This is a genomic window from Citrobacter amalonaticus Y19 (assembly GCF_000981805.1).
GTDB classification, from domain to species: domain Bacteria; phylum Pseudomonadota; class Gammaproteobacteria; order Enterobacterales; family Enterobacteriaceae; genus Citrobacter_A; species Citrobacter_A amalonaticus_C.
The window spans coordinates 292368-319313 of the sequence record NZ_CP011132.1 but is presented as its reverse complement, the minus strand read 5'-3'; the positions used below and the strand labels follow the sequence as shown (position 1 = coordinate 319313).

At 52.8% G+C, this 26946-nt stretch carries 21 protein-coding genes and 1 pseudogene; 9 read left to right on the top strand and 13 right to left on the bottom strand.

The window, feature by feature from the left end; translation table 11 throughout:
- Window positions 1-22: 22 nt before the first annotated feature.
- From F384_RS01435 to prpB, 3 genes are all read right to left on the bottom strand, one after another.
- Window positions 23-1474, bottom strand: coding sequence for a bifunctional 2-methylcitrate dehydratase/aconitate hydratase (locus F384_RS01435; protein ID WP_046476033.1), 1452 nt, complete (start codon window positions 1472-1474; stop codon window positions 23-25).
- A 39-nt stretch (window positions 1475-1513) separates the two neighbouring features.
- Window positions 1514-2683 carry a 2-methylcitrate synthase gene (gene prpC / locus F384_RS01430; protein ID WP_046497593.1) on the bottom strand — a complete coding sequence of 390 codons (1170 nt, stop codon included), beginning with the start codon at window positions 2681-2683 and terminating at the stop codon, window positions 1514-1516.
- A 108-nt stretch (window positions 2684-2791) separates the two neighbouring features.
- Window positions 2792-3673, bottom strand: a complete 882-nt coding sequence (prpB, locus tag F384_RS01425; RefSeq protein WP_046476030.1) for a methylisocitrate lyase — start codon at window positions 3671-3673, stop codon at window positions 2792-2794.
- Window positions 3674-3923: 250 nt separating this feature from the next.
- Here prpB and prpR point away from each other — a divergent pair, with 250 nt between their 5' ends.
- Window positions 3924-5519: a propionate catabolism operon regulatory protein PrpR gene (gene prpR / locus F384_RS01420; RefSeq protein ID WP_046476028.1), complete on the top strand. Its 1596-nt coding sequence runs from the start codon at window positions 3924-3926 to the stop codon at window positions 5517-5519.
- Between the two features lie 87 nt (window positions 5520-5606).
- On the opposite strand, the gene yahO is transcribed toward prpR, so the two are convergent.
- Window positions 5607-5882, bottom strand: a complete 276-nt coding sequence (gene yahO / locus F384_RS01415) for a DUF1471 family periplasmic protein YahO (protein WP_046476027.1) — start codon at window positions 5880-5882, stop codon at window positions 5607-5609.
- Between the two features lie 825 nt (window positions 5883-6707).
- Here yahO and F384_RS01410 point away from each other — a divergent pair.
- The 3 genes from F384_RS01410 (at window position 6708) to F384_RS01400 (ending at window position 10720) form a co-directional block, all read left to right on the top strand.
- A complete protein-coding gene (locus tag F384_RS01410) occupies window positions 6708-9278 on the top strand; it encodes an autotransporter outer membrane beta-barrel domain-containing protein (RefSeq protein ID WP_080949852.1) in 2571 nt (856 codons plus the stop codon).
- 129 nt (window positions 9279-9407) lie between these two features.
- Complete coding sequence (locus tag F384_RS01405; protein ID WP_046497582.1) at window positions 9408-10040, top strand: LysE family transporter; 633 nt, start codon at window positions 9408-9410, stop codon at window positions 10038-10040.
- Window positions 10041-10264: 224 nt separating this feature from the next.
- On the top strand, window positions 10265-10720 hold the full coding sequence (locus F384_RS01400) for a hypothetical protein (protein WP_226991624.1): 456 nt from the start codon (window positions 10265-10267) through the stop codon (window positions 10718-10720).
- 265 nt (window positions 10721-10985) lie between these two features.
- On the opposite strand, the gene F384_RS01395 is transcribed toward F384_RS01400, so the two are convergent.
- Window positions 10986-13964, bottom strand: coding sequence for an autotransporter outer membrane beta-barrel domain-containing protein (locus F384_RS01395; RefSeq protein ID WP_052746869.1), 2979 nt, complete (start codon window positions 13962-13964; stop codon window positions 10986-10988).
- Between the two features lie 408 nt (window positions 13965-14372).
- Complete coding sequence (locus tag F384_RS01390) at window positions 14373-15926, bottom strand: peptide MFS transporter (protein WP_046476021.1); 1554 nt, start codon at window positions 15924-15926, stop codon at window positions 14373-14375.
- Window positions 15927-16281: 355 nt separating this feature from the next.
- Between F384_RS01390 and F384_RS29735 the strand changes: the two genes are divergently transcribed.
- Both F384_RS29735 and F384_RS01380 read left to right on the top strand, forming a co-directional pair.
- A complete protein-coding gene (locus F384_RS29735) occupies window positions 16282-16425 on the top strand; it encodes a hypothetical protein (protein WP_155403968.1) in 144 nt (47 codons plus the stop codon).
- Window positions 16422-16829: a cupin domain-containing protein gene (locus F384_RS01380; RefSeq protein WP_046476016.1), complete on the top strand. Its 408-nt coding sequence runs from the start codon at window positions 16422-16424 to the stop codon at window positions 16827-16829. Before F384_RS29735 ends, F384_RS01380 begins: the two co-directional genes overlap by 4 nt.
- Before the next feature lie 4 nt (window positions 16830-16833).
- Here the strand turns inward: F384_RS01380 and F384_RS01375 are convergent, their stop codons facing one another.
- The 3 genes and pseudogenes from F384_RS01375 to F384_RS01365 form a co-directional block, all read right to left on the bottom strand.
- Window positions 16834-17724 (bottom strand): LysR family transcriptional regulator, encoded by an 891-nt coding sequence (locus tag F384_RS01375; protein ID WP_046476014.1) that lies wholly within the window; start codon window positions 17722-17724, stop codon window positions 16834-16836.
- Window positions 17725-17880: 156 nt separating this feature from the next.
- Window positions 17881-18714 (bottom strand): annotated as a pseudogene (locus F384_RS01370) (class I SAM-dependent methyltransferase); the annotation flags it as partial.
- A gap of 107 nt (window positions 18715-18821) precedes the next feature.
- Window positions 18822-19502 (bottom strand): Crp/Fnr family transcriptional regulator, encoded by a 681-nt coding sequence (locus tag F384_RS01365; protein WP_046476009.1) that lies wholly within the window; start codon window positions 19500-19502, stop codon window positions 18822-18824.
- A gap of 147 nt (window positions 19503-19649) precedes the next feature.
- Between F384_RS01365 and F384_RS01360 the strand changes: the two genes are divergently transcribed.
- Together F384_RS01360 and add are read left to right on the top strand one after the other, a co-directional pair.
- Window positions 19650-20576, top strand: coding sequence for a nucleoside hydrolase (locus tag F384_RS01360; protein WP_046476006.1), 927 nt, complete (start codon window positions 19650-19652; stop codon window positions 20574-20576).
- An 18-nt stretch (window positions 20577-20594) separates the two neighbouring features.
- The gene (gene add, locus F384_RS01355; RefSeq protein WP_046476004.1) at window positions 20595-21578 is read left to right on the top strand and encodes an adenosine deaminase; all 984 of its coding nucleotides are present in this window, start codon (window positions 20595-20597) and stop codon (window positions 21576-21578) included.
- 37 nt (window positions 21579-21615) lie between these two features.
- Here the strand turns inward: add and F384_RS01350 are convergent, their stop codons facing one another.
- On the bottom strand, window positions 21616-22671 hold the full coding sequence (locus tag F384_RS01350) for an NAD(P)-dependent alcohol dehydrogenase (RefSeq protein ID WP_046476001.1): 1056 nt from the start codon (window positions 22669-22671) through the stop codon (window positions 21616-21618).
- A 339-nt stretch (window positions 22672-23010) separates the two neighbouring features.
- Here F384_RS01350 and F384_RS01345 point away from each other — a divergent pair, with 339 nt between their 5' ends.
- Window positions 23011-23325 carry a PTS sugar transporter subunit IIB gene (locus tag F384_RS01345; protein WP_046475998.1) on the top strand — a complete coding sequence of 105 codons (315 nt, stop codon included), beginning with the start codon at window positions 23011-23013 and terminating at the stop codon, window positions 23323-23325.
- Between the two features lie 234 nt (window positions 23326-23559).
- Here the strand turns inward: F384_RS01345 and F384_RS01340 are convergent, their stop codons facing one another.
- Genes F384_RS01340 through F384_RS01330 form a run of 3 tightly spaced genes read right to left on the bottom strand, consistent with a single transcriptional unit; the run spans window position 23560 to window position 26943 of the window.
- On the bottom strand, window positions 23560-24972 hold the full coding sequence (locus F384_RS01340) for an OprD family outer membrane porin (protein ID WP_046475996.1): 1413 nt from the start codon (window positions 24970-24972) through the stop codon (window positions 23560-23562).
- A 49-nt stretch (window positions 24973-25021) separates the two neighbouring features.
- Window positions 25022-25780 carry an SIS domain-containing protein gene (locus F384_RS01335; RefSeq protein ID WP_046475993.1) on the bottom strand — a complete coding sequence of 253 codons (759 nt, stop codon included), beginning with the start codon at window positions 25778-25780 and terminating at the stop codon, window positions 25022-25024.
- A complete protein-coding gene (locus tag F384_RS01330; RefSeq protein WP_046475991.1) occupies window positions 25777-26943 on the bottom strand; it encodes a glycoside hydrolase family 88 protein in 1167 nt (388 codons plus the stop codon). Before F384_RS01330 ends, F384_RS01335 begins: the two co-directional genes overlap by 4 nt.
- Window positions 26944-26946 lie beyond the last annotated feature (3 nt).

Sequence of the window (26946 nt, the reverse complement as noted above, 5' to 3'; positions counted from 1 at the left end):
CTTACGCCTGATGAGGCGGGTGCTAGATGACATAAAGGTCCATGTACTCATTGACCGGCATCTGCTCCAGGCGAGTTCTGTCCAGGGAGACATCCAGGATGCGCTGCTGTTGGCGGGTCGGGAACTGGCGCGCCAGGTTAATTTTGAATTTTTCGATAAGTTTAGGGATCCCGTCGGTACGGCGACGCGCGTGACCAATCGGGTACGCCACCGCCACCTCGTCAAAACGAGAGCCATCGGTAAATTCAAGAGTAATGGCGTTAGCAATGGCGCGTTTTTCCGGATCGTGATAGTCCGCGGTAAACGCCGGATCTTCAACGCAGCGGATCTTCGCGCGCAGGGAGTCAATCCGCTTGTCCTGCGCCACGCCGTCCTCATAATCTGCCGCCGTTAAGCGTCCGAACAGCAGCGGGATCGCCACCATGTACTGAATACAGTGGTCGCGGTCAGCCGGGTTATTCAGCGGCCCCTGCTTGTCGATGATGCGAATGCAGGCTTCGTGCGTGCGGATGGTCACCTTCTCGATATCCGCGGCGCTCTTACCTGCCGCCTGCATCTGCGCGTACAGGGTCATTGCCGCTTCAACCGCCGTCTGCGAGTGGAACTCTGCCGGGAAAGAGATTTTGAACAGCACGTTTTCCATTACGTAAGAGCCGTACGGGCGCTGGAAGCGGAACGACTCCCCTTTGAATGAGACGTCATAAAAGCCCCAGGTTTTCGCCGTCAGCGCCGACGGATAGCCCATCTCACCGGTTTTCGCCATCAGCGCCAGACGCACCGCGCGCGAGGTCGCATCGCCTGCCGCCCAGGATTTACGCGTGCCGGTGTTCGGCGCATGGCGATAGGTGCGCAGCGATTGTCCGTCAACCCACGCCAGCGAGACCGCGTTGAGGATCTCATCACGCGTCAGCCCCAGCAGTTCGGCGACCACTGCGGTAGAGGCCACTTTGACCAGCAGAACGTGGTCAAGCCCCACGCGGTTAAAGGCGTTTTCCAGCGCGATACAGCCCTGAATCTCGTGGGCTTTGATCATCCCAGTCAGCACCTGCTTCATCGTCAGCGGCGCTTTACCCGCCGCAACCGCGTTGCGCGACAGCCAGTCCGCCGTCGCCAGGATCCCGCCGAGGTTATCGGAAGGATGGCCCCATTCCGCCGCCAGCCAGGTGTCATTGAAGTCGAGCCAGCGGATCATCGCGCCGATGTTAAACGCGGCCTGTACCGGGTCGAGCTGAAACTGAGTACCCGGCACGCGCACGCCGTTGGGCACGACGGTTCCCGGCACAATCGGCCCCATCAGTTTTTTACAGGCCGGATACTCCAGTGCTTCCAGACCGCAGCCCAGCGTATCAAGCAGACAGTAGTGTGCGGTGTCATACGCCACGTTTGAGGTGATGTCATAGTTGATGACGTAATCCACGATATCAACGATTTCACGATCGAATTCCGGGCGAATATTTAAAATTTGAGCGGACATAAGGTACGTTTCCTGTTTTTTATCTTTAGAGGTAATGAATTACTGGCGCTGATCAACAGGCACGAAGACGCGGTCTTCTGGCCCGGTGTAATTGGCGGATGGACGGATGATTTTGTTGTCCTGGCGCTGCTCGATGATGTGCGCCGCCCAGCCGGTGACGCGGGCGATAACAAACAGCGGGGTAAACATTTCGGTGGGAACGCCCATCATGTTGTAGGAGACCGCCGAGAACCAGTCGAGATTCGGGAACATCTTTTTCGTTTCCCACATCACCGCTTCCAGACGATCGGCAATGTTGTACATCTTCAGCGAGCCGCCCTCTTCGGAAAGCTGCTTTGCCACCTTCTTGATCACCTGATGACGCGGATCGGCAAGGGTGTAGACCGGGTGACCGAAACCAATCACCACCTCTTTGTTTTCCACTCGTTTACGGATATCGACTTCGGCTTCGTCCGGCGTTTCGTAACGCTGCTGAATTTCCAGCGACACTTCGTTCGCCCCGCCGTGCTTCGGGCCACGCAGGGCGCCAATCGCGCCGATAATCGCCGAATAGACATCAGAGCCCGTCCCGGCAATCACCCGGCTGGTAAAAGTGGAGGCGTTAAACTCATGCTCGGCGTACAGCACCAGCGAAATGTGCATCGCTTTTTCCCAGCTCTGCGACGGCTTTTCGCCGTGCAGCAGGTGCAGGAAATGGCCGCCGATGGAGTCGTCATCAGTTTCCGGCTGGATACGCTCGCCGTTGTGGCTGTAGTGATACCAGTAAAGAAGAATGGAACTGAGCGAGGCCAGTAGCTTGTCGGCGATATCGCGCGCGCCGGAAACGGTATGCCCTTCTTTTTCCGGCAGCGTACAACCCAGTGCCGATACGCCGGTGCGCATGACGTCCATCGGGTGCGACGCCGCAGGCAGCGCTTCCAGCACGGTACGGACGTTGGCCGGTAATCCGCGCAGCGCTTTGAGTTTGATTTTGTATGCCTGAAGTTCGTCACGGGTCGGGAGTTTTCCGTGAATCAGCAGATGCGCCACTTCTTCAAATTCGCACTGTTGGGCGAGATCGAGAATATCGTAGCCGCGATAGTGGAGATCGTTGCCGCTTTTACCGACGGTGCACAGCGCGGTATTGCCCGCCGGTACGCCGGACAGCGCGACGGATTTTTTCGGCTTAATGACATGGGTATTATTTTGCAGGATCGTTGTGTCGCTCATGTTGTCCTCGTCATTATTGTCATATGTAGGGTACTGAGGGTTTTCGTCCAGGCCTGATAAGGCGTAGCCGCCATCAGGCACTGCCGGATGGCACTGCGTTTATCCGGCCTACGGTTTCAGGTTCAGGGCATCCAACTTCTCTTCGTACTGGTAGTAATTGATGCTTTCGTACAGTTCGTTGCGGGTCTGCATAATGTCGATGACGCTCTTTTGCGTCCCTTCCTGGCGCAGCACGTTGTAGACCTTTTCGGCGGCCCGGTTCATGGCGCGGAATGCCGAGAGCGGATAGAGCGCCATTGCCACATTAGCGCTGCGCAGTTCGTCGGTCGTGAACAACGGCGTGGCGCCAAATTCGGTGATATTGGCGAGAATGGGAACCTGGACCGCGTCGGCAAACTGGCGGTACATCGAAAGCTCTGTGATCGCCTCCGGGAACAGCATGTCGGCCCCGGCGTCGACATAGGCCTGCGCACGATCGATCGCCGCGTCTAACCCTTCCACCGCCAGGGCATCGGTACGCGCCATGACAACAAAGTTGGGATCGGTACGGGCATCTACTGCCGCACGAATGCGATCGACCATCTCGTCTTTCGACACGATCGCTTTATTCGGACGATGGCCGCAGCGCTTGGCGCCGATCTGATCTTCAATGTGTAGCGCCGCTGCGCCGGCTTTGATCATCGACTTCACGGTGCGCGCGACGTTAAATGCCGAAGAGCCAAAGCCAATATCGGCATCCACCAGCAGCGGCAGCGGACAGACGTCGGTGATGCGGCGAATGTCGGTCAATACATCGTCCAGGGTGGAGATCCCCAGATCCGGCAGTCCCAGCGAACCAGCCGCGACGCCGCCGCCAGAGAGATAAATCGCCTGATACCCGGCGCGCTGAGCCAGCAGCGCATGGTTGGCGTTGATGGCGCCGACAATTTGTAAGGGGTTTTCTTTGGTGAGTGCAGCGCGAAACGCCTGACCCGGAGAATCCAGAGACATAGTCCATCCTCGTGTTATCAACTTGTTACTTACCGTTGATTCACATAAAGCAAGGGCTATGCCAAAGGCGGTTTGCCAGAGGTTATTTTCAATAATCCATTATATAACAATACGATAAAATTCATCGTGCCGCGATGCGCGAAAATAAGCGTGTCAGCTAACGTTTCATGAAACGCGTGTCGCTGTTTCATTGCAACAATTATGAAACAAGGCTACACCCAATACTCTGTCCTTTTATTTTGGGTTGGCTATGGCGACGACAAATCTTCCCCCACGGGTGAATGATGACAAACCGGTTATCTGGACGGTCTCGGTGACGCGACTGTTCGATCTGTTTCGCGACATCAGCCTCGAATTCGATCACCTGGCGACCATCACCCCAATCCAGCTCGGTTTTGAAAAGGCGGTCACCTACATTCGTAAAAAGCTGGCGACCGAACGCTGTGATGCGATCATCGCCGCCGGATCTAACGGCGCGTATCTGAAAAGCCGCCTGTCGATTCCGGTGATCCTGATCAAACCCAGCGGTTTTGACGTCCTGCACGCGCTGGCAAAGGCCGGCAAACTGACCGCATCCATTGGCGTGGTGACCTACCAGGAGACACTACCGGCGCTGATGGCCTTTCAAAAAACCTTCAGCCTGCAACTGGAACAGCGCAGCTATATCACTGAAGAAGATGCGCGTGGACAGATCAACGAACTGAAAGCCAGCGGCATTGAGGCGGTGGTCGGCGCGGGGCTAATAACCGATCTGGCGGAAGAGGCCGGAATGACCGGTATCTTTATCTATTCCGCCGCCACGGTGCGCCAGGCGTTCAGCGATGCGCTGGACATGACCCGCCACACCCAGCGTCGTCACGGTCATTATGCATCCGATCAGGCGCTGCGTACCCGCTATGAATTGGGGGACATTCGCGGCGAATCCGCGCAGATGGAACAGGTGCGCCATACCATTATGCTGTATGCCCGCTCGCCCGCCTCTGTCCTGATTCAGGGGGAAACCGGCACCGGGAAGGAACTGGCGGCCCAGGCCATTCACCGGGAGTGTTGTGCGCGTCCGGGCACGCGTGGCGACAAGTCTGCACATCCGTTCGTCGCGGTAAACTGTGGGGCGATTACCGAATCTTTACTTGAAGCGGAGTTGTTCGGTTATGAGGAAGGCGCCTTTACCGGGTCACGACGCGGCGGCCGTGCCGGGCTATTTGAAATCGCCCACGGCGGGACGCTGTTTCTCGATGAGATCGGCGAAATGCCGCTGCCGCTGCAAACCCGACTGCTGCGCGTACTGGAAGAAAAAGAGGTCACACGGGTCGGCGGACATCACCCCATTCCGGTGACGGTACGGGTGATCAGCGCCACCCACTGCAATCTGGAAGACGAGATGAAACGAGGGTTGTTTCGTCGCGATCTGTTTTATCGCCTGAGCATTTTACGTCTGTCGCTGCCGGCTCTGCGCGAGCGCCCCGCAGATATCCTGTCGCTGGCGGAAGGGTTTTTAAAACAGTCGCTGGCCGCGCTCTGTGTGCCATTTACCGAGTCGGTACGCGCCGGACTGGCGCAGAGCGCCCGCGTTCTGTTGCACTATCACTGGCCGGGGAATATTCGCGAATTACGTAACATGATGGAACGGCTGGCGCTGTTTTTAAGCGTTGAGCCTATGCCACAACTGGATGAGCACTTATTACGGCAGTTGTTGCCGGAACTGGCGGAGATCGAAACGCCGTCATTCCCTGCCCCTTCAGCCACGCCGCAGCAGGTACTGGCGCAGTTTAACGGTGATAAAGCGGCTGCGGCACGTTTTCTTGGGATCAGCAGAACGACGTTCTGGCGCAGAATGAAAACCTGAATTGCCGGATGACGCTGCGCTTATCCGGCCTACACAGATTTATGACCCTGTAGACCGGTTCACGTCATCATCCAGCAACATCACGCATTATTTTTTCTTGTAGATATTGGCAGTGCCATGAATTTTGTTGTCGGTTTGACCAGAGGTCAGCACGACCACATCCGCACCTTTCTCCTCTGCTTTTTTGAGCAGATCTTCTTTCGCGTCCTGAGTAGACGTTTCATTACTGGTATTGATGTTACCAATCAGGGTGTACTGCGATTCCACCTTCTCAAACTCAGCCTTTGTTAACAGCTCCGCTGCAAACGCATTTGTCGCCACAAAAGCCAACGCACCAATCAAAACTTTATATCCAGTTTTCATAGAAAGCTCCAGGTTATGTTATGACGCTATCATCACCCCTGAATCCACGCTCCGGTTCAAGGATGTTTAATAACTAGTTCAGCTTCCAGGAAAAATCCAGAACCCTTTCCAGGATATGTTGCTTTTGTGGTTTCAACCTGATCAGTACGGTTTTCACATTCTACTGTAAAGTTAAGTCAGTCTGTTTACTATAAATACGCAGACAACACTGTCTCTGTTTTTAATAAATCACAAAGTGTCGACCAGACAGAAATGAGTCTGTTAAGAACCCGTTCAATTAAGATTATTATTAAAAACCGCCAGAGATATTGATAATAATCTTAATACCAACAGAAAAACCTTCAGATTAATACCAATATGAAAATTGACATTAATCAAAGCAATGATAATTAATCAAAATGAAAAACCCCAAAAAAGATTATTTACGCACGTAATTAAAAACGTTTAACAAATACCCGGACTGACGTTAAACCTGCGCATCCATTCAGACCAACTTATCAAAAACCTCGTCTATCTTATTGTTTTTTGCTTTAAATTCGCATAATTCCTGGAGGAAAATCCGAAACCAATAAATATTGATAATCAAATAATTAGCAACTGACCGCACCTTTCCAGCCGATAAACGACAGTTAATAGCCCCTGCCTATCAATATCTCATACAAACCGATGGCAAAACGATTACGCCATTTCCTCTGCGACAAATAGCATTAATAATCGTCAACACCTTATCTGCATGAGCAAATTCACGAATAGCCTGATATTCAGGACTGGCCTTTTTTGCCCATGCGACGAAGTAATATTTGAATCTTAAGGAAGAGTCAATATATGAAAATAAATACGGTGCATCCACCAGGTTCACTATTAGCCATTGCTATTTCAATTGCCTTAACACCCACAGCGATAGCCCAAAATAATATATCTCCACCAACAGGTGTGGATGATACCGTCATTATTAATAATGGTCAGAGTATTACGCTTTCTGCGACGGAAAATACCGATCCCGCATGGGATAACTTCCGCAGTCTCTGGGTAGGTGATAACTCTGACGGTTCCCTGCTGATCGATGGCCGGGATATCGCCACCTCCGCCGGTATGATCGGTAATGGCGCGAACGGCAGCGTGACGCTGACAAATGGCGCAACCTGGACGCTGGGCAATCTGAATCTGGTGCTCGGGACCCATGATGGTTCAGGAACCCTGCTGGTGAGTAACGGCAGTAAAATCAGCGGCATTGATGAACTCCGCATTGGGGAATATGCCGCAAGCGCACAGGGAACGGTGACTATCGACGGCGCAAATTCGTCAGTCTCATCCGCCTGGAGCGTGGTCGGCGATCAGGGGCGCGGCAACCTGGTGATTACCCGCGGCGGCACCCTCTCCTTAAGCGAACACATGAACATCGGCTACGTCGGCAATACGAGCAGCACCAGTCGTAATGGCTATGGCGTCACCCTGGTAGACGGTGAAAACTCGCTGCTGGATGTGACAGAGGGCATTTATCTCGGCGGCTTCAACAGCACTGAAGTCAATGACGCCACCGGTATTCTGACCGTCAGCAATGGCGCAACGGTCAGCTCGGGTAGCTTTATCTGGCTGGCGGTGGGACAAGGCAGCACCGGCATCCTGAATATCGGCGGTGCAAAAGGAGAAGCGCAACAGGCTGCGGGAACGCTGGACCTGCCGTGGATCTACCTTGGCAACAACAGCGGTCTTAACACGGCAGAACTCAACTTTAATCACAACAGCGACGACTTTGAGCTCTCGGCCAGAATCACAGGCGTTGGCGAAGTAAACCATTTCGGCTCGGGGACGACCACGCTGACAGGTGCCAACAGCTACCAGGGTCCGACCCACGTCGCGAACGGCACACTACGCGCAGGGGTAGAAAATACGCTGAGTGCAAGATCGGATTACCGCGTGGACAGCGGTGCGCAACTGGATCTTAATGGCTATTCGCAAACCCTGAACTCGCTGGAACTGGCAGGCATAGCGATCCTCTCTTCCCCGTCGCGGGTGAAAGCGGCCTTTACCCCGACCACGTTGACGATTAACGGCGATTACACCGGTAACAACGGCCTGCTGGCCTTACGCACCGTGCTGGGTGACGACCTTTCCGCGACCGATAAGCTGATTGTGAAGGGCGATACCCACGGCACCACGCGCGTCAGCGTCAGCAACGCTGGCGGCAGCGGTGCCTCGACGATTGAAGGCATCCGCATTGTCGACGTTGAAGGCGTATCTAACGGCACCTTTGTGAAAGAAGGCCGTATCGTGGCGGGCGCATATGACTACGACCTTGTGAAACGGGATAACCAGAACTGGTTTCTGACCAGTGTGGCATTGCCAGACCCGGTTCCCCCCACCCCGCCGGGCGGCCCGGAAGACCCCGTTGTTCCCGTGCCTCCAACACCGGAAGGCCCGCACCAGTACCGCCCGGAAACCGGCAGCTATCTGGCAAACACCCTTGCCGCCAATACGCTGTTTACCACCCGCCTCCACGATCGCCTCGGCGAAACGCAGTATACCGACGCGTTAACCGGCGAACAAAAGGTCACCAGCCTGTGGATGCGCCATATCGGCGGCCATAACCGCTTTAAAGAGCGTTCCGGGCAGGTAAGCACCCAGAGCAACCGTTATGTGATGCAACTGGGCGGCGACATTGCACAGTGGAGCACCGACGGTCTGGATCGCTGGCATCTGGGTCTGATGGCCGGTTACGCCAACAGCAAGAGCCGCAGCCACTCCAGCCTGACCGGATACAGCTCTCGTGGGGAAATCAGCGGCTACAGCGCGGGTCTGTACGGCACCTGGTATGCCAACGACACCGATAAAACCGGTGCTTATGTTGATGGCTGGCTGCTCTACAACTGGTTTGACAACACGGTTTCCGGACAGGGACTGGCGTCTGAAAAATATGACTCAGACGGTATCACCGCCTCTGTCGAAACGGGCTACACCTGGAAACTGGCTGAGTTCAGCGAGCGTAATGCGCTGTACATTCAACCCAAAGCGCAGCTGACCTGGATGGACGTACAGGCCGATACGCACATCGAGAAAAACGGCACCCGAGTGGTGGATAAAACCGACGGCAATCTGCAAACGCGCCTGGGCGTCAAAGCGTACCTGCAGGGGCATAACGCGATTGATGACGGGAAAGACCGCACCTTCCAGCCGTTTGTCGAAGCCAACTGGATCTACAACACGCACAACTACAGCGTGCAGATGGATGACATTCGCAATGAAGTGAAAGGCACCCGCAACATTGGCGAACTGAAAGTGGGCGTTGAAGGCCAGCTTAACCAGCGCCTACAACTGTGGGGTAACGTCGCCCAGCAGATTGGCGACAATGGCTACAGCGATACGCAAGGCATGTTAGGCATCAAATATAGTTTCTGACTCTCTACCACCCGTGGCGACACGGGTGGTTTTCTTCCCCGCCTCTCCCTTTGTGATCCCATTCGCATCCCCCTGGTTTTGTGATAAATAAGATGGAGTTACTTTATCCAGTTCAGGGAAATGTGGTTTATGGAACCTCTGCACGCGGTTTTCCTCACCGTCGGCCTGTTTGTCTTAACCTTCTTCAACCCAGGCGCTAATCTGTTTGTGGTCGTGCAAACCAGTCTGGCCTCCGGACGGCGCGCAGGCGTATTAACCGGTCTGGGCGTCGCGTCAGGTGATGCCGTTTATTCCGGGCTGGGACTGTTCGGCATGGCGACGTTAATTACCCAGTGCGAGGCGATATTTTCGCTGATCAAAATTGGCGGCGGCGCGTATCTGCTGTGGTTCGCCTGGAACAGCATTCGTCACCAGGCCACGCCGCAAATGCCGACGCTTCAGCAACCCGTCAGCGCGCCGTGGACGGTGTTCTTTCGTCGCGGCTTATTGACCGATCTGTCGAATCCACAAACCGTGCTGTTTTTTATCAGTATCTTCTCCGTCACGTTGAGTGCCGACACGCCCATGTGGGCAAGGATGATGGCCTGGGCTGGGATCGTACTCTCTTCGGTTATCTGGCGCGTCTTTTTGAGTCAGGCCTTTTCATTGCCCGCTGTGCGCCGGAGCTACGGCAGAATACAGCGCGTCGCCAGTCGAATTATCGGGGCAATTATTGGCCTGCTGGCGTTACGGCTAATCTACGAAGGCATTACCCATCGCTAAATCCCTCCCCCCTGAAATAAAGTAGTTTCAGGGGTCAGTATTTGCCTCCGCCATCCCCTTTGCGGTAAAAGATTATTACCACAAAAGACAGCCACTCTCTTTTAAATAAATTCAACACAGAGAGAAATGGGATTTACTATTTATAAAAATAGCAAAATGGGAATAATCCGATGTTAAAAAACAGATCACTCCTTTTATTACCACTTATTCTCACCGGTTGTACGATGAGCGACAGCGATATGCGTAAAGCTTACAGCAACCATTACCAGCAGCCAGCGGGCTATGTGGCAGTCTATAAGGAAAAAATCGCCGGTATGGACAGTGACGCGCTGGCAAAATATGCCGCAACAGAAGAAAAGAAAAAAATGCGCGGCCAATCCAGTGTGAAAATTGATGAGTACATTACGGCGCAAAACATTCAGGCAAAAGGTCCGCGCGTGGTCTTCGATTATTCGCTTTCAGATAAATGGTTGGCACTTTCTCCCGCACAACAACTTGAAAAACAGAAACTGATGGAAAAAGATTTAATATACCGTACTTGTTCACTGGAGACGGTAAAACTGGCGCAGGAAAAAGGACTGGAAGAAGAGCATAACTATTACCGTCAATATCCCGAAACGATCGCCTTTACCCTGCGCACCAGCGGGCAGATCTGTATCAATAATGGTTTTGCGCGGTAATCTCCCTCACCCTGACAACCATGACAGGGCAAAGGACCAGACGCATTATTCTTCAGCCGAGTGGGGAGTACAGGGCATCAGTAGCGTCTCCATACGTGCGGATGACTGGGGGGCTTACACCTGTCTGCCGCAACCGAACTTTACCGGGGATGAAGAGGAGTCGTTATTTAAGTGTTATTGATTGCCGGATGGTGCTGGCGCTTATCCGGCCTACACTTACCACTTGTAGGCCGGATAAGGCACAGCCGCCATCCGGCAATTCACATCAGAACGTTGCTTTAATTCCGATCATCGCGGAGGTATCGCTGTAGCCATTGTTGCCAACCTGCTGAGCGACGTTACCCCACAGGGCGACGTTCTTCGTCAACTGGCCTTCAACACCGGCTTTCACTTCGCCAATATTGCGCGCTCCTTGCAGATCCACGTTTTCACCGTTCATTGAGACGCCAAAGTCTTTGCTGTTGTGGATCCAGTTGGCTTCCACAAACGGCTGGAAGGTGCGGTCTTTACCGTCGTCGAGCGGGTTGTGGCCCTTGCCGAACAGACGCACGCCGACGCGGGTCTGGATGTTGCCATCACCGTTACCTTCCACGCGGGTACCGTTAACTTCTTTGTGCTCGTCGGCCTTCACGCCCATCCAGGTGGCCTGTGCTTTAGGCTGGATGTACAGCGCGTTACGCTCGCTGATGTCCGCCAGTTTCCAGGTGTAGCCGGATTCCACAGAGGCGGTGAAACCTTTAGCGTCATACTCTTCTGACTCCACACCGTCGCCGGAAAGGGTGTTATCAAACCAGCTGTACTGTGCCCAGGTATCGACATACGCGCCTTCATGGGTCGCGTTGTCCTGAAGCCAGGTGCCGTACAGGCCAACGCTGTAACCGTCGATGGCGCTGCGCGCACGGTTGCCGTTACGCTGATTTTCAGCACGGGCTTTCTGGTTGGCATAGCCCGCCATCACCCCCAGATGGTAGCGGTCGGTGTTGTCGGAAGACCACTGCGCAATATCGCCGCCGAGTTGCATGACATAGCGGTTGGCCTGCAGGTTCAACTGGTCGCTGCTGTCGTGCTGACGGGTATGCCCGCCCACGTTACGCAGCCACAGGCTGGTCACCTTCTGCTCGCCGGTCAGTGCGTCAACATAATGCGTTTCGCCCAGACGATCCTGTAAACGGGTGTTGAACATCGTATTCGCCGCCTGCAGGTTCATACCGTACAGACCGGCTTCCGGACGCACCGCGTGTTCACGCGGCGTTGGGGTCGGAGACTGCGGCTGAACCGGAGCGTGTGGTTCGACCGGATCCTGCGGGTCTACGGGATCAACCGGGTCAACAGGCGTTACCGGAACCACCGGATCTGGCTGCTCTGGCGGTTCCGGAGACAGCGCACTGCTCAGGAACCAGTTTCTCGCCTGCGTGCCTTCACCACGTTGCAGGGTGTAATCATACGCACCCGCAATAATACGCCCGCTCTGTGTGAACTCACCGTCGGAGTTGCCGCCTACACTAATCAGTTCAATACCCTCCGTCGTGAGACCACCTGCCCCACCCGCGTTCAATACCTTCACGTTAGTGGTGCCGGAGGTGTTACCCGCAATAACCAGGCGGTCAGTTGGAGAAGTATCATCGCCCAGTTGGCTGTTCATCACGATGTTACCGTTAGTCCCGGTATAATCGCCGCTCACGGTCAGGGTTTTGAACGTTGTGGCAGCACGCGTCAGCTGACTGGTACTCGTGACTGGCGCCATAAAGTTCAGCGTCGCGTTGTTCAGCGTCAGATTTGTCAGGCTGGAGTCGCCAGTCATATCCCAACGACTGTGGCTGCCGTTGAATGCCAGATCGATAATGCCGCTGGATACCTTCTTCGTTTTGCCGTAAAGGTAGGAGTTATCGCCGGTGTTAATATTGACGATGTGATTGCTCTCGGACTGAATATCCCCCCACGCCTGGAATTTATTGTTGTTGCTGATATCGATGGAACCATAGATAGCGAGTAAGTTACCCTGCGCACTCTGCACGCCCTGCAAACTCCCCAGCGTGACATCACCGAGGATTTTAGCATTCGCATTACGCACAAGTTCAACCCGGTTACCGCCCTCTGACTGCACATTCAGCGTATTGAAGGTCATGTCCTCCACACTCACGCCCTGAATACCGTACAGATCGGTTGTATCATCCCCGGAAACCGCGATATTCAGGTTGTTGATTCTGACGCTGGCCTCTTCGCTTCCATGAAACAGTGCGCCAATGACGGTCGCATCACCTTTCGCCCGCGCCTTAATGTTAAGATTATCCATCGTAATATCCGACAGTGCCCCCAACGACGACAGCCCGGTAATCAAGCCAAAATCGTATTCCGTTGCGTTATCAGTGACATCAATATTGACATCATTAAAGTTGATTATATTCGCTCTGGCTGGCAGCGATACGGAGTCACGATGATCCTCCAGCACCAGGCCTTTAACACCATCTTCCGCTGCGTCTGTCGTAATCTTGATTTGGGTTGTACCCATAATATCGGCATTGCTGCTGACGTTCATCCCTTCCAGGTAAACCGCCGAGGTGGACTGCAAATCAACATTCACATTCCCCGTGATCCTGGTGCTCAGCCCCTCTAGTTCCAGCGCTTCCACGGTAGTCGTCCCCACTTCGCTGGGGGATTTGTTATCCGCGTATTTCACGGTGATGTTTTCCGCGGTGAGGGTCGAGTCTTTATACGCGACAATAGCTGAAGACATAATGCTGGATGAAACAGTGACCGGGGTGGTAATCGTTAAATCAAACAGGGTGTCGCCGGTTAACACAACATTCGCCGCGTTATTGACGTAAAGACCAATCGTCGGTACGCCAGACTGTTTAATCGTTAAATCTTCAGCCTTAAGGCTACCACCGTAAACTCTGACGGCATCGGCGACAGAACTGGATAACGTAGAATAATCGATAGATGAACCTTTACCTAAATCCAGATCCCCGGCAGAAACATACACGCTCGATCCGGTATTGCCTGCCGGGCTGACCATGTCAATTTTACCGTTGACCGTGACGCTGGCACCTGTCGCCCCGACGCCAATGTAAGAGACATCAGCACCATCGGCGACCTGCACGGTACGTTTGTCGACAGGAACCGAATCAGTAATCGAAATGCGTTCCGCTTCCGCATAAACAGGAAGCGATGACGCAGAAAGAATAGTACTTAACAATAATGCGATTTTATTCGGTTTAAACCCGAAAGACAGAGAGTATTTCATAATAAGCCGTTCCCTACTTAAAAGAATATATTTGTTTTTTTAGACTTTACAGACACAGACAAACGCCCCTTAAATTAAAAAGGTTGAAATAATCCAGTCAGTAGCATTTAATAAACAAATGATTTCCGATTTGGCTATTTTCTCTCCAATATATAATATTCTCAAATGAAATAGTCTTAAGCGTGATTCAGATGCTCAATCTGATAAATGACGAAAGCTCAGCGCATAACTCTTTAAATAATCTTAAATTTAGAATATTAAACCACAAAAAGAACGAACGATGAGATCCTTAAATAATATAAGAAATAATCACATGGATTATTGAGGATGGCGAGGGTGGACGTTTACTTATTGTGAAAAAAACCGGCGTATTTAACGCCGGCGGAGTGAGAGACGGATAATTATCGATCAGCCATTGGTGGCGGGTTTCTGCTCAGTTTTCACCTGCGCGTTTTCCAGCATCCGACGAACCGGAACAATTAATACGATAAGCACAGCGGCACAAATCAGCAGCGCAATGGAGCAGCGGGCGAAGAGGTCGGGCAGCATATCCAGTTGGTCAGCCTTGACGTGCCCACCAATCAGACCCGCCGCCAGGTTACCCAATGCGCTGGCACAGAACCACAGGCCCATCATCTGGCCCCGCATTCTTTCTGGCGCTAACAGCGTCATGGTCGCCAGACCAATCGGGCTCAGACACAACTCGCCCAGCGTCAGCATCAGAATGCTGCCCACCAGCCAGAACGGCGATACGCCCGCCCCACCGTTGCTCAGCACGTTCTGCGCGGCCATCATCATCAGGCCAAAGCCCGCCGCCGCGCACAAAATACCGATAACAAATTTGGTGATACTGCTCAGACGCACATTTTTGCGCGCCAGCGCTGGCCAGGCCCAGCTGAATACCGGTGCCAGCAGGATGATGAACAGGGCGTTGATCGACTGGAACCAGACGGCAGGAATTTCAAAATCCCCGATCATGCGGTTGGTGTAATCGTTCGCGAACAGGTTGAACGAGGTTGGTTTCTGCTCAAATGCGGACCAGAAGAAGGCCGCAGACACCAGCAGAATAAAGCAGACCAGCAGTCTGGCACGCTCTTTACGGGTCAGACCCGCAAACACAAACAGGTAGATAAAGTAGAGCGCCACAGAAGCGGCAATAACGTAGACCAACATGCTGGCAACGGCGACCGGGTTAATGACGATCACCCCCTGGGCAATCAGCGCCACGATAATAGCGACGCCGACGCTCAGCGCCAGCAACCAGCCACCCACGCCGTTTTTCTTCGCCACCGGGCTGTTCCATGTCGAATCAAGCCCCACTTCGCTGTCGTAGCGTTTCATGGAGGGAACGGCAAACACGCGGAAGATGACCAGCGCGACCAGCATCCCGATCCCGCCGATACCAAAGCCCCAGTGCCAGCCGTGAGATTTGATCAACCAGCCGGAGATCAGCGGGGCGATGAATGACCCCATGTTAATGCCCATGTAGAACAGCGAGAAACCGCCGTCACGACGGGCGTCGCCTTTCTTGTAAAGCGTGCCCACCATGACTGAGATACAGGTTTTGAACAGACCCGACCCCAGCACGATAAACATCAGGCCGATGAAGAACAGGTTGTCACCCATCCAGGCCGACAGGGCAATAGACAGATGGCCGAGCGCGATCAGAATCGAGCCGTACCACACCGCGCGCTGTTGCCCGAGCCAGTTGTCCGCCAGCCAGCCACCCGGCAATGCCGCCAGGTACATGCTGCCGGCAAAAATACCGACGATAGCGGACGCATTTTCACGCGCCAGTCCCATGCCGCCGTCATAGACGGTCGCGGCCATGAACAGGATCAGTAACGGACGAATGCCGTAAAACGAAAACCGCTCCCACATCTCCGTGAAGAACAGTGAGCCCAGCGGATAAGGATGGCCGAAGAACGTTCGGCTTTCGTTTTTATTAACAGAGGAATGCATAATTTCTCCCGAAATGGTGTGTTGTCTTGCTTGTAGCCACTGAATTACCCGCCGACCATTCATATATCTGGCCGATCATTCACATCCAGTGAAATATTATTTAACCATTTGATAACCATAAGACAGTTTTGTCTAGTGCCAACATCAGGACTTTAAGATGAAAACTCGATAGATGTCTAGTTTTGTAGATTTTATGTTTGATCGCAAAGGATAATGATTGACATTGAAAGCGTGCAAATTATTCCTCATCAATTCATTAATAAACAATGCTTTACCTTTAAATATTATCACCAAAAGCACGAAAATGGTCGCCCCGTATCTTTCTGTCATTTTTTTTACTGATTGAGATTTATGAATGATATTCATAGTGGCTATCCCGCTGACGACCATTATCGCCGGGTGCGAAAACGCTACACTGCGTCTCAATCTTCCTGTCCCGACGAACGCCAGCGCCGTAATGGCGCTGACCGCTAACCTGACAACCCCGGAGAAATCATGAACGCACAATTTGAAGGTAATGGCATTTTCCCGAAAGGGCCGAAAAACGAAGCGTATGCGCGCTATTTTCAGGGGACCAGTTACCTGAATATGTTGTCCACACAGGGGGTCAACATTGGCAACGTGGTATTTGAACCCGGCTGTCGCAATCACTGGCATATTCACCACAAGGGCGGACAAATTCTGCTGGTGACCGGCGGGCGCGGCTGGTATCAGGAGTGGAATAAACCGGCGCAGCCGCTGGTCGCCGGAGACGTCGTGAATATCCCCCCCGGCGTAAAACACTGGCACGGCGCGGCGGCAGACAGTTGGTTTGCCCATCTTGCCGTCGAGGTGCCCGCGCAAGGAGCCTCAAACGAATGGCTGGAGCCGGTCAGTGAGGAAGCCTACGCCCAGCTCCCCTGACGGCTCAGGGGTAGCGTAATGCCTCGATCATGCGTGCGAAGGCAGGCGGATGCTGTTTGCGGCTGGGGTAGTAAAGATAGTAGCCCGGAAATTCAGGGCACCATGTCTGCAAAACCTGCACCAGCGCGCCGGATTTGACGTACTCTGCGACAGAATCTTCCGGCACGCAGGTGAGGCCAAACCCGGACAGCGCGGCATCGATACGTTCGGTGAGCAAGTTTAGCGTCAACTGTCCGTCCACCCTGACGCGCAGCGGCTTGCCGTCCCGCTCAAATTCCCAGTGGTACAGGCCGCCCGCGGTTGGCAGGCGCATATTGATACACCGGTGATTCTGCAATTCATGCGGCGTTTCTGGCACCGGGCGCTCAGCAAAATAGTCTGGCGATCCCACCACCGCCATGCGCATATCCGGGCCGATTTTTACCGCGACCATATCTTTATCGACGCTTTCACCCAGACGCACCCCGGCGTCGAAACGGCCTTCGACGATATCCACAAAACCGTTATCGACCACCAGCTCGACGCTAATTTGCGGCCAGTCCTTAAGAAAGGGCTTCAGCCTCGGCCACAGCAAACTGCGCGTCGCGTGCTCCCCGGCGGACAAGCGGATATGACCCGAGGTCGTCCCGTTCAGTTGAATGAGTGCTTCCAGTTCCTGTTCAAGGTCGGCAATGCGGGGTTCCAGGCAGGCAATAATTCTCTCACCCGCGGCGGTTGGCGCCACGCTGCGGGTGGTGCGGGTCAAAAGGCGCAGATTCAAACGCTCCTCCAGCGCTTTCATGGCATGACTGAGGGCCGATTGTGAAACGCCAATCTTCGCAGCGGCTTTGGTAAAACTCCGCTCTCTGGCGACAACCAGAAAGATCTGCAGTTCATTGAAGTTTTCTTTAAGCATGGACGGATCCTGACAGGTAGCGGGATTCAGGCATGATAGTGAATCACTTCCCGCATTGTAAGGCTCCCCGGTCTAAAAAAATGCCCGACAGCGTGAGCCATCGGGCATCAGGTTTCTCTGAAAACAAAGCGGACAGATTGCCGTTTACGCCGTTTCGCGACGGGCCATCAGCGCATAGAGCTTCCCGGCAAAGGTGTCACTGACCGGCCAGTCGTCAGCGGCAACGCGGGTTATGGTGTGAAAACCGCACTGCGCCAGCAACTGCAGATACTCTTCGTCCCGCCAGGCGCGCGTCTGGCTGCAAAAATGCACGACGCTGGCGTCGGCCTTGAGCGCCCAGAACGTCGTGGTGCTGGTTTGCATTTCCTCATTCCAGCTATTTTCGCTCAGCAACAGATGCGGTTCGGCGAGAAACAGCCCCTGCGAACAGCGCTGCCAGGACGGTTGTGCCGTCCCCTGCCTTTTGACTTCATCAAACGTATGCACCTCAATCAGCAGCAAGCCTCCTGGTTTCAGCCAGGCCTGACAGCGCGCCACCAGCCGTTGCGCATCCTCAATGCTGAAGACATTGATTTCACCGAAGGTCATCATGATGAAGTCAAAAGTGTCGCCGGGCTGGTAGTCGCGGACATCCTGTTCCTGATAATCAATGTCCAGCCCTGCGCGCTGCGCCTGTTCCCGCGCCCACTGAACAGAGGCCGGAGAAAAATCAACGCCAGTGCAATCAAACCCGCGCTGTGCGAGGCGTTGCGTGTAAAAGCCGGGTCCGCATCCCAGATCAAGTATCTTTGCGCCCACGGGAAGTTGACAGGCGATCCAGTCAACCTGTTGCTCGATAACAGAGAGTTTACGACTGGCCCAGTCGTGCTCCTGGGACAAATGGTTTTCCAGCATTCTGCGGCTGAAGTCCGGATCATTCCACGGGATCTTGCCGCCCGTTTCATGATTGTCGTGTTGTCCACTCAGGAGAGTCAGTTCAAGAAGATTCATCCGTTGATCTCATCGTAATGTGTATATTGGCTGAGATATCCTTCCAGCCTTCCTTCACAGCGAAAGTATTATCTCATCCTCTCGGGAATACGTTCCCCAGTCCCGGTTCAGATCTTGTCGGCAGGAAAATCGGATAAGCGGACAGGATCGATAATCCTCAGGGACTTATTTTTGTATTGGATAATCTCCTGCTGCGCAAGTTTTATCAGCGCGCGATTGAGTTGTCTGACAGAAACGCCCAACATGGCGGCGAGCGACTCCCTGTTCTCCAGTTGAATCATTTCGCCTTCGTTTTGCGTTTTAAATAATAAGAATTGACGCAATTTAGATTCCACCGAAATCGCACCAACCGAATGCAGCAGTGAAATATTAAGTAATTTATGACTTAAATTCTGACACATAAAAAGAAGAAACGCAGGATCGCGCATCGCGTTCTCTCTTACTACCTCAACCGGAAGGGAAAGTAACAGAGAGTCCGATAATGCCTGGACGGCACTGAGGGCTTTACTTTGTTTTGTTGAGAAAAGTTCGAGTTCACCGATCACCGAAAAAGCGGTTTCAAAAGAATAGACCGCGTGAGCCCCGTTTGGATTCTGGCGTTCGACTTGCAGCTTACCGTCAACCAGGAAAAAGAGATGTGTCAAATGCGTACTTTGCGTCGTCAGATATTCCCCGGCGTCAATTTTAATCAGACGCAATGCGGCTAACAGCGAAGCGTTGAGTACGGCAGATAACCCGTGCGCTAAAATAAAGCGCTCTTTTAAGGCGCTGTCGCTGACATTTTTCATCTTCCCCTCCGCCCTTTTCCTGTCTCCCTTTCATGGGATAGCACAATAAAGTGAACGCGGCGATAACAAAAAGGACATATGTCCTTTTTGTTATCGCCAACTCTGCGCATTTTAACGTGACTGGACATAATCAACGGAGTGACTGCAATGAGACATTTTCTGATAGATACCGACACCGCCTCTGACGATGCGGTAGCCCTTTTGATGGCATTAAGAGCCTCTCATATTCAGGTTGAAGCGATTACCACCGTCGCGGGTAATTGCCCCTTACCCCAGTGTGTCAAAAATGCACTGATCTGCGTGGAGAAAAGCGATACTTATTTTCCCCCTGTTTACGCGGGCATGACAAAACCTCTGTTCCGGGAACGTTATTACTCGCACCATATTCATGGTGAGGATGGGATGGGTGATATGGCACTTCCCGAGCCCTCTCTGAGAGTTGAAAAAATGCATGCCGTCGATGCGATCATTGAATTTGCCTCCCGCTTTGATGGTCAACTGGAAATTGTCACGCTGGGTCCTTTGACCAATCTCGCCATGGCGATTTTAAAAGAGCCTGAACTGGTGCAAAAAATAAAACATGTTTATGTGATGGGCGGTGCCGGGCTCACCCCGGGCAATATCACCCCTTTAGCGGAATTTAATTTCTACGTGGATGCCGAAGCGGTACACCTGGTGCTTGAATCGGGACTGCCGTTAACCGTGGTGGGCTGGGAAATTAGTATGGGCGAGGCTTTTATCAATCAGGAAGATATTGTGTTTTTAAATGAGCTCAGCGAGTTAGGCCGATTTTCCGTTCGTTGCAACAAGACGCTAATGGCGTTCAATGCGAATCGTATGAACAAAATCGGCTTTGATTTGCCCGATCCCACCACGATGGCCGTGGCGCTGTATCCGGAAATTATTGATTCCTCTTTTGAGGCTCATACGTGGATCGAATACAAAAGTGATAAATCTTACGGACACTTCGTTATCGATTCGACGCAACTGACCGGTCTGCCCGTCAATGCCAGAATTATCACCCGCCTAAAATCGGGCATGTTCAAGCAAAAACTTTATTCCTTATTGTCGTAATGGATGCGAGGTTTTCTGATGACATTCTCCCCGAATAATATTAAGAAGGTCGAACTTCATGTTCACCTGGATACCTGCCTGAGCTTTCATTATATAAAACAAGTTTGCCCAGGAATCACGCAGGATGACTTTACCAGGATCTTTATTGCCCCGTCGAAGTGTGGCGATCTTGCTCATTTCTTACGCAAAGTGGCTCCCCAGATTGAAATCTTACAAACCAGAGCGGCGATCGCCCAGGCCGTCGAGGATCTCTTTAAACAACTGGCGGCAGATAATGTCATCTATGCTGAAATCCGTTTCGCGCCATTGTTGCACCTGGAAATGGGATTACGCAGCGAAGAGGTCGTCGAAACGGTGGTTGCCGCGATGCAACGCGCCTCTTTGCGCTACAACATCGACGCGAATTTGCTGCTGTGTACGCTACGTCATTTTAATCGCGCGGGAAGCGAACAAACGGCAAATCTGGTGTTAGATTTCCTGGGGCGCGGCGTTGTCGGGCTCGATTTAGCGGCGGATGAAGCCCGCTTTCCTCTGGATAATCATATTCATGCCTTTCAGAAGATCAGGGAAGCAGGCGGCGGCGTTATCGCCCATGCTGGCGAGGCGCGGGGCGCAGAGAGTATTGACGAGACGTTGACCCGCCTGCAGGTATCACGAATCGGGCACGGCGTGCGGTGTATTGAAGACCCGCGGGTGATTGAACGGCTCAGGGATGAAAACATTCTGCTTGAGATCTGCCCGAGTTGTAACGTGGTCTGCGACGTATTCGATACGCTGGAAAGTCATCCAATTAACGATTTGAAAGAGATGGGGATTAGGCTGAATGTGAATACAGACGCCCGTACGGTCGCCAATACCACGCTAAATAATGAGTATCAGCTATTACATGAGACGTTTGGCTGGACGGAAGCGGATTTCTATCGCTGTAACGAACACGCACTGGAAGCCAGCTTTATTGACCATGAAACCCGACAACGACTGATGCGCCGATTGACGGCGTGAATAATCAAACAGGCGGTACTGTGTACCGCCATTTTGGTCACGCATTCAGCGAGGCGATATCAATCACGAAGCGATATTTCACATCGCTTTTCAGCATTCGCTGCAAGGCGACATTAATATCCTGGATTGTAATAAGTTCAATATCCGACGTGATCTGATGCTCGGCGCAGAAATCGATCATCTCCTGCGTTTCGGCGATACCGCCGATCACCGATCCTGCCACTGATTTCCGCCCCAGAATCAACGGCGTACTGTTCAGCACAGGATCCAAATCGCCCAGATACCCCACCAGCACGAGGGTGCCATTCAGTGCCAGCGTAGGAATATAGGGTTTCAGATCGTGAACATACGGAACGGTATCAATAATTAAATCAAACTGGTTGTAGACGCCCTGCATTTGCTTTTCATCGGTTGAAATCACAATATGCGCAGCGCCCAGCCGACGGGCATCCGCTTCTTTGTTTGGGGAGCGACTGAATAACGTCACCTCCGCGCCCAGCGCTTTCGCCAGTTTAATCGCCATATGGCCCAGACCGCCCAATCCCACCACCGCAACCTGACTGCCCGGCCCCACCTTCCAGTGGCGAAGCGGCGACCAGGTGGTAATACCGGCGCAAAGCAGCGGCGCAGCGCCTTTCAGATCCAGCGTCTCGGGAATTTTGATGACGAATTTTTCCGTCACCACGATCTTATCGGAATAGCCACCGTAGGTCGGCATCTGATCGTGTCGATCAATATCGTTATAGGTCAGCGTACTTCCTTCTTCGCAATACTGTTCCAGCCCTTGCTCGCAAGGTTTGCAATGCTGACAGGAATCAACCATACACCCCACGCCAGCGTAATCGCCGACGCGGAATTTCGTCACGGCTTTGCCCACATGCGTAATGCGACCAATAATCTCATGACCCGGCACCATCGGGTATTTTGCGCCGCCCCAGTCGTTGAACGCATTATGAATGTCCGAGTGACAGACTCCGCTATACAAAATCTCGATAACCACATCATTGTCACGCGGATCGCGGCGAACAAAATGATGAGGAACCAAATCTTCTTTCGCAGCAAACGCAGCGTAACCTTTTACATTAAGCGTCATGAAATTTCTCCGGATGATGGGTCATGTGGCATGAAGGGAAATGAAACAGTACGTGAGCTTCGTTTTCATCACGCGCCGATGCTTAGCGCAGAATAACGTTAAGACGAAGTGACGTTAAGGATATCCACTGGCATGGCCTTATGAGCCTGATTCATGAATCCCGAAGCCGTCAGGAACTCAGACCCGCTTAAGTGTAGTCAACACTTCCTGAACGGTGGAAGAGACTTCCGCTTTGTGCTGCCAACGCTGGAATATATTTATGATGCAAATAAGATATAGCGCTCATTTTTTGAGCATGACCAGCCCTATTCTAGGAACCGTTTTCAGGAGGTCAAAAACATGAAAAAGCTTCTGATATGTTGTTTGTTCGGGAATACGGCAAATTCACTTGCCAAAAAAATGCATGTACTGGCAGAAAGCCGCGGCGATCCTCTCATAATTAGCGCGGTGGGACTGGATAATTTCGCCAGTGTCGCTCCCGCTTTCGACGGTTTCCTCATTGCGCCGCATATTCAATACAAGCTCTCTGAGATTTATGACATTGTCGGAAACACGCGTCCAATCGCCGTGATTGAAAGTTTGCCCTATGCGTCGCTGGACGCAGAGAAAGTTTTACATTTTGTGAAGGAGAAAATGCCTGAGCTGGCAGCCTGACACCCGGGGCCGCAGCACTTTTGCGGCCTTCTCTTATGAATGAGAACGAATACCGTGTGGCATGCACGATAATTCAGCGTCTGAAAACCCCTTTCTTTAAAATACGCATCGGCGCGCGCAGCCTTTTGTGCTCGCGCACCGGGTCCACGCGTGACGCCAACACCGCAAAACCTGTCTCTTGCAATGTTAGCGTCATCTGGACAACGGACATTAACTATTCAGACGGGGATAACCTCAAAATATCGTCATGCTGTAACCGACGATAAACTTCACGTCGTTCCGGTCGGTTTTATAGTTACTGTCCGTCGCGCGGAACAGCGCCGGTAGAAGGGTAAATGAAAGCCCTTTTGCGATACCGTCGGTCACCTGATAGCGTGCGGAGAGGTCGAACGACGTCATCTTCCCGTCATACTTTCTCGCCGATCCCGTCTTGCTGACATCGGTGACGACGTGCCAGCCGTAGGTTCCGGCGCCGCCGAGGGTTAACTCCGGCAAATTAAAGTCAGCGAAGTTATAGCTCACGCCCACACGGATCGCTCGGGCACCCGACACGTTGAAGTCTTCAAGTTGCGACAGCGTTGGCTGATAGTCACGTTTATCTGAATTCGCCCACGGGGTTAAACGGAAGTTGTAATCTCCGGTATGTGGCGCGTAGTTCTGGCTGTAACCGAGAGACCACACGGTGTTGTTGTGGCTCAGGTTAAAACCAATCCCTACGTAGTATTCCGTCGAAGGATCCTTAATCTTCGACAACTCTTCGATATAGCGCGCCCCCTGGTAGAAGAGCTTACTTTGTAGTGAGACGTCTTCCGCCAGAGTGTCGTTACGTTCAACCAGCGCCTGCCAGTTGCGGCGATAGTCTTTACCTTCACCATATCCCACATCGAGTACGGTATTGCTGAAGTTGTAGACCACTCCCACCGTATGAATGTAATCGATGATCTTGCCGGCTTTGATGGTAGTGCCGTTGTCATTAAGACCATCGGCGTTATTCTGGTGCCAGGTCGTGGTCATCGGTTTAAAATCACGGCTCCAGTCGTTCTTGAATCGGTCAGCCCAGGCATAGGTCAGTTTCAGCTTGTCGAGGGTTAAGGCGCTGTCAAAGCCACGGAACGCGTGAGGGTTAAGACCCCAACTGCTTTTGACGGTACCGGAATTGATAGGGGTATAGCCCGCCGCCAGCTTAAAGTTTGTGCCTTCCTCGCCAAGATTCAGCTTCAGCGCCGCAACCGACACACTCATGTAGGACTTTTCACACGGGCTGAACTCACCTGTCCGGCCACATTCATAGTCGTAATAGAGAATTTCAGACTGTCCGACGGTATGTCCGAGTTTGATGTTGGCATTGCCCCAGAAGTCAAAACCAATCACATCCTTGTAATAGCCAGAAATGTAGCTAATCGCGACGTTCCCGGTCTGGTTTTGGATCCCGGCCGGACCGAGTCCGTATTTCCCGGAGTTCGGGCTTTTCACTGCACGGTGACGAATATATAACGAGGTATTGAGGTTTAATTTGCCTTCATCATAAAACGCTTTCTCAAACTGAGAAGGCGCTTCATAATCTGTTTCCTCTTCCGCAAAGGCATGGGGGGCAATAAAAAGCAACAGCGGTGCACACAGAGATATTCTGAGTTTATGACCTATCATTATTATATACCTTATTAAATTCTATATTGTAGGGTGAGGGATGTACTATTTATTTAAAATTATTATTATTCGTGAGTTCCGGAATTTGTGTGCCGTATTTCTCCAGCAGTCTTTCATTATGCTGAGCAGCGTTAGCAATATTTCCGCTTAAAAATACCGGTAGACATTTCTCTTCGCGCCCAAGGTTCGCGATAACTTCGGCAAACAGGGTGTGCATAATAAAGAGTCCCGTCATTGACGAAACCGGCGCGAACGGCGTTGCGTGACCGGGGATCGACAGCACAGCGTCCCCAATCGGCACCTCGTTGTCTATCGCCATCTCTACGCAATCCCGCAGTTTAAGGCCGGCTTTGTGCTTCGACGGCTGGGTTTTCGCATACAGGAAACTGGTCAGCGCCAGGGTAAATGCACCACACTGTTTCGCCCAAAGCGCCGCATCTACCGGGGCCGGGTTAATCCCGGACGTAGAGATAATAATTAATGCGTCTTTATCCGTCAGGTCATATTTTTCGAGATATTTGGCAATATAGTCATTCTGTTTTTCATAATACGATGAAGCCGCCGCGCCCTCATGCAACATTAATGGCTCGATAAATATAGGACGAACGGGGGCAATACCACCGGCGCGATAAAATACATCCTCAGCAAAGATATGGGAGTGACCGCAGCCGAAAATATAAATCACGCCCCCCTGGTTAATGACCTTTGCCAGTTTTTCGGCGGCGGCGGTGATTTTATGGCTTTGCTGTTGGGCGATGTTATTAAGTTTTTTTTGGACGATATCCAGATAGCTATCAATCATTGTCATAACCAGTATCCTGACCATTGCGGTTGGTAGATTCGGTATAACGCTTCCATATAAAAGTAATCGCCCCAGAGAGTACATTCATCAATGCCTTTACCGAGGGCATATGCGTAAACACCGTGTTTGAGTAATCCTTCGCAGGCGTCATCATCCCGAGCGGAAGCGCCTGTCATGAGTGCCTGCAACAATTGACGCGCCAGTTTTTCGTAGCCAGCCTCCGGGAAGTGCTTGTGCGCTTCCAGCAGGCCGCAGATGGCGATCGCCAGCGCCGAACTGTCTTTTGGCGCATCCGGATCCCCGGCGAGCAGTAAATCCCAGGCGGGAACGCCGTCTTCGGGGAGATGGCGGAAGAAGTAGTCGCAGGCCTGCTGCCACAGCGCATAGTGGTCAGTTTCTCCGGTGGCCGACCAGTGAAGAGGGATCCCGAGGATTGCCCACGCCTGACCGCGCGCCCAGCAGGAGTGATCGCTATAGCCCTGGAAGGTTTTCCCGTGCGAAGGGGCTCCGCTCTTCGGATCAAAATAGAAGGTATGGAAGGTGGAGCCGTCTTCGCGAAAGATAGTATTGATGACCGCGGCATAATGGCGCTCAGCGACCTCACGGTAACGTGACTCACCGCTGATCCGCGCCGCCACGTGCAGCAAGGGGAGATTAATCAGGGAATCGATGATAAGGCGATACTCCTGCGGGTCGTTAAGCATTCCCCAGGCCTGGATAAAACCCGCGCTATCGTGAAAACGGTTCACCAGCAGGTCTGCCGCCGCCAGGATAAACGGCGTTAACGCGTCACGCTTCGTCAGCTTCCAGTGGGCAACCGCTGACAGGCTGTAGAGGAAGCCGATATCGTGGTGATCCAGAACGTGGTGCGCCGCCAGGCGCGCCTTGAAACTCGCCACGTTGCGCTCAACGCCCTCGAGATACGCCGTTTCGCCGCTGAACTCCCAGGCGATGGCCTGCATTCCGGTCCAGAAACCGTTGGTCCAGTCGTTGTTCTCTTTCAGCACATAGCGGTTATTCTGGCTGCAGGCGGAGGGAAACTTCTCGCCATAGACCGCGATATTGCGCGTAATACGATGCGCGCATGCCATCAGCTCGTCGCGACAGGCGTCGAGAGTAAGGGCAGGAAACGGTAGCGATACGCTGCGCGTCGACTGAGTGTTTTTCATGAT